The sequence below is a fragment of the Shigella sp. FC1567 genome, from assembly GCF_001743015.1.
Taxonomy (GTDB): Bacteria; Pseudomonadota; Gammaproteobacteria; order Enterobacterales; family Enterobacteriaceae; genus Escherichia; species Escherichia coli.
Genome location: NZ_MIIV01000165.1, coordinates 1 through 4,148, shown reverse-complemented (window position 1 = coordinate 4,148; position 4,148 = coordinate 1). Strand labels below are relative to the sequence as shown.

At 52.6% G+C, this 4,148-nt stretch carries 4 protein-coding genes and 1 pseudogene; 3 read left to right on the top strand and 2 right to left on the bottom strand.

Annotated features, from left to right (window positions below):
* Nucleotides 1-144: 144 nt before the first annotated feature.
* The gene (locus tag BHE85_RS28225; protein WP_306413661.1) at nt 145-303 is read left to right on the top strand and encodes a replication initiation protein; all 159 of its coding nucleotides are present in this window, start codon (nt 145-147) and stop codon (nt 301-303) included.
* A 316-nt stretch (nt 304-619) separates the two neighbouring features.
* Nucleotides 620-1,012: a hypothetical protein gene (locus BHE85_RS11380; protein ID WP_001218243.1), complete on the top strand. Its 393-nt coding sequence runs from the start codon at nt 620-622 to the stop codon at nt 1,010-1,012.
* Between the two features lie 440 nt (nt 1,013-1,452).
* Here the strand turns inward: BHE85_RS11380 and mbeA are convergent, their stop codons facing one another.
* Both mbeA and BHE85_RS11365 read right to left on the bottom strand, forming a co-directional pair.
* Entirely contained in the window at nt 1,453-3,018 is a 1,566-nt protein-coding gene (gene mbeA, locus BHE85_RS28405; protein ID WP_004988854.1) for a plasmid mobilization relaxase MbeA, read from the bottom strand.
* Complete coding sequence (locus tag BHE85_RS11365; RefSeq protein ID WP_000956005.1) at nt 3,008-3,331, bottom strand: MobC family plasmid mobilization relaxosome protein; 324 nt, start codon at nt 3,329-3,331, stop codon at nt 3,008-3,010. The genes mbeA and BHE85_RS11365 overlap by 11 nt, the downstream gene beginning before the upstream one ends.
* Nucleotides 3,332-3,395: 64 nt before the next feature.
* Here BHE85_RS11365 and BHE85_RS11360 point away from each other — a divergent pair.
* A pseudogene (locus tag BHE85_RS11360) lies at nt 3,396-3,586 on the top strand (Rop family plasmid primer RNA-binding protein).
* Nucleotides 3,587-4,148: the final 562 nt, after the last annotated feature.

The following is a 4,148-nucleotide window of genomic DNA, read 5'->3' as shown; positions in this document are numbered from 1 at the left end:
TCCCTCGTGCGCTCTCCTGTTCCGACCCTGCCGCTTACCGGATACCTGTCCGCCTTTCTCCCTTCGGGAAGCGTGGCGCTTTCTCATAGCTCACGCTGTAGGTATCTCAGTTCGGTGTAGGTCGTTCGCTCCAAGCTGGGCTGTGTGCACGAACCCCCCGTTCAGCCCGACCGCTGCGCCTCATCCGGTAACTATCGTCTTGAGTCCAACCCGGTAAGACACGACTTAACGCCACTGGCAGCAGCCATTGGTAACTGTACAAGGTGGATTGAGATATTAAGAGTTCTTGAAGTGGTGGCCTAACTGCGGCTACACTAGAAGGACAGCATTTGGTATCTGTGCTCCACCAAGCCAGTTACCTTCGGAAGAAAGAGTTGGTAGCTCTAGATTCCGGCAAACAAACCACCGTTGGTAGCGGTGGTTTTTTTGTTTGCAGGCAGCAGATTACGCGCCGCAAAAAAGGATCTCAAGAAGATCTTGAATCACTCTATGAAAATTTTGTTTTATAGCCGTATTTGTTGATGCTATAAGCCAGAGACCTTCTATGAGAATAGACATATCACATCAAACACGGCATACCCCGCCAAACATGCTTCCTCGGGAACAAAATTGTGTAGCAATGGCATTATCTGCGTGCTTTAGACAACAACTAAACCCTGTGGTAAACAGCTTATTAAAAGAGAGAATAATACACTCCCCTAAAGAATTGGAACATGACAACGCAGTAATAAGAGCCCTGCAAAAACTACAAATTCAAGAAGTTTGTAACAGCACCCTTTGGGAGACAGCCAAACAACAACTACTTCAAAAATCGGACGGAAGATATTTTGCCATCAATTCTAAACACTTAGCCTTTCCAGGCCCAGGAGAATCTCACGCCTTCTGTTGCATCAAATACAAAAATGCAATTGGCATTAACGGAAACAATGCCGAAACCCAATCGACCCACTACCAACCCTATCCCTATGATAAAGTCAGTATATGGGGACCATTCCCTCACAATTTAACGTAATATCTTAATTGTACGCACCGCTGAAACGCGTTCGGCGCGATCACGGCAGCAGACAGGTAAAAATGGCAACAAACCACCCGAAAAACTGCCGCGATCGCACCCGGTAAATTTTAACCACATGCATAGCTATGCAGCCATGTGAATCACGCAGGAATTGCCAGCCAGAGACAGCTGAAACGGATTTTTTTCATGCTTTCGGAAGCGAAGAAGACGGGGACCTGAGCGGGAAAACAGAAGTTCAGGGGAATGAGCGCGATCTGGCAATAGAGGCAAAACACAGCAACAAAAGACACACCAGAATCGCGCCCGTATGCGTTTTAACGCGTTCCTGTGTTTTCAGCAAGGTCTGACTGAAGCGCGTTCCCGGTGCCCCCCCGAACCAACCATTATCCCAAAAAATGCACCGGAAACGCGCTGACAACATTTTAGCCTGTCTCTGATTACCATCCCAGTGAAGGACCATCCAGTGTGCGTTCCTGTATTTCCGGCTGGCGCTCACGCTCCAGGGATAACTCATGTTCGCATTCCTGTATCAGCCGTTCGTCCCTTATCTCCTGTTCTCGCTGTATAACTGGCTCAAGCGTTCTGTCCGCTCGCTCAAGTGCTGCACCTGCTGACTCAACTGCATGACCTGCTCGTTCAGCATCGCGTTGTCCCGTTGCGTAAGCGAAAACATTTTCTGCAATTCCACGAAGGCGCTCTCCCATTCGTTCAGCCGCTGCATATAGTCCTGTTGCAGTTGCTCTAATGCGTTCAGCAAATGTCTTTCCAGCTCCGTCATGCTCTGTTACTCCTGTACCAGCCTTACGGCATTCTGTTTCCCGTTTTCCATCGTCCAGTTCGTTTCGGCTTTCATCCCCTCGGGCAACACCAGAAAACGTCCGTTGCTCCCCTCGTGATAACGCACGCCCCATGTCTTCGCGTTCAGCTTCTCCAGACTCTCGTTCTGCTTCCTGATTTCTTCCAGGTTCGCCTGTATCATCCCGCCAAGATACCAGAGCGTCCCGCCACTCACGGTAAACAGGAAAATAACCATCCCCAGCAACATCATGCCCGTATTCCCTGCCAGCTTTAACACGTCCTTCCTGTGCTGCATCATCGCCTCTTTCACCCCTTCCCGGTGTTTTTTCAGTGATTCCTCTGTCGAAGCTGTGAACAGGGCTATAGCGTCTTTGATTTTCGTCTCGTTTGATGTCACAGCCTTGCTTACAGATTCTTCGAGCTTCCTGAACTCGTCGTTCAGCATTTTCTCTGTAGATTCGGCTCTCTCTTTCAGCTTTTTCTCGAACTCCGCGCCCGTCTGTAAAAGATTGCTCATAGAATGCTCCTTTCAGTCTGATATTCTTCCCGCCGTTCGGGTCTGCAATGCTGATACTGCTTCGCGTCACCCTGACCACTTCAAGCCCCGCCTCTGTGAGCGCCTGAATCACATCCTGACGGTCTTTTATCTCCCCGACATGATAAAGAGCGTCTATCCCCCGTGTAATGCTCTCAGCAAGCGCCTGTTTCGTTTCCGGCAGGTTATCAGGGAGAGTCAGCGTCCGGCGGTTCTCCGGGGCGTTCGGGTCATGCAGCCCGTAATGGTGATTCACCAGCGTCTGCCAGGCATCAATTCTCGACCTGTCTGCCCGGTCGTAGTACGGCTGGAGGCGTTTTCCGGTCTGTAGCTCCATGTTCGGAATGACAAAATTCAGCTCAAGCCGTCCCTTGTCCTGGTGCTCCACCCACAGGATGCTGTACTGATTTTTTTCGAGACCGGGCATCAGTACACGCTCAAAACTCGCCATCACTTTTTCACGTCCTCCCGCTGGCAGCGCCTTCTCCGCGAACGAGAGAACACCGGACGTGTATTTCTTCGCAAATGGCGTGGCATCGATGAGTTCCCGGACTTCTTCCGGATTACCCTGAAGCACCGTTGCCCCTTCCCGGTTACGCTCCCTTCCCAGCAGGTAATCAACCGGACCACTGCCACCACCTTTTCCCCTGGCATGAAACTTAACTATCATCCCGCGTCCCCTGTTCCCTGACGGCCAGACGCAGCCGGCGCAGCTCATCCCCGATGGCCATCAGTGCGGCCACCACCTGAACCCGGTCACCGGAAGACCACTGCCCGCTGTTCACCTTCCTCGCTGTCTGATTCAGGTTATTCCCGATGGCGGCCAGCTGACGCAGTAACGGCGGTGCCAGTGTCGGCAGCCTCCCGGAACGGGCAACCGGCTCCCCCAGGCAGACCCGCCGCATCCATACCGCCAGTTGTTTACCCTCACAACGTTCCAGCAAACGAGCATGTTCATCATCAGTAACCCGTATCGTGAGCATCCTCTCGCGTTTCATCGGTATCATTACCCCCATGAACAGAAATCCCCCTTACACGGAGGCATCAGTGACTAAACAGGAAAAAACCGCCCTTAACATGGCCCGCTTTATCAGAAGCCAGACATTAACGCTGCTGGAGAAGCTCAACGAACTGGACGCGGATGAACAGGCAGACATCTGTGAATCGCTTCACGACCACGCCGATGAGCTTTACCGCAGTTGCTCGCTCGCTTCGGGGATGACGGTGAAAACCTCTGACGCATGCACTCCCGGAGACGGTCACAGCTTATCTGTGAGCGGATGCCGGGAGCAGACAAGCCCGTCAGGGCGCGTCAGCGGGTTTTAGCGGGTGTCGGGGCGCAGCCATGACCCAGTCACGTAGCGATAGCGGAGTGTATACTGGCTTCACCATGCGGCATCAATGCGGATTGTATGAAAAGTGCGCCATACCGGGTGTGAAATGCCGCACAGATGCGTAAGGAGAAAATGCACGTCCAGGCGCTTTTCCGCTTCCTCGCTCACTGACTCGCTACGCTCGGTCGTTCGACTGCGGCGAGCGGTATCTACTCACTCAAAAACGAAATGCGGTTATCCACAGAATCAGGGGATAACGCCGGAAAGAACATGTGAGCAAAAGACCAGGAACAGGAAGAAGGCCGCGCCGATGGCGTTTTTCCATAGGCTCCGCCCCCCTGACGAGCATCACAAAAATCGACGCTCTAGTCAGAGGTGGCGAAACCCGACAGGACTATAAAGATACCAGGCGTTTCCCCCTGGAAGCTCCCTCGTGCGCTCTCCTGTTCCGACCCTGCCGCTTACC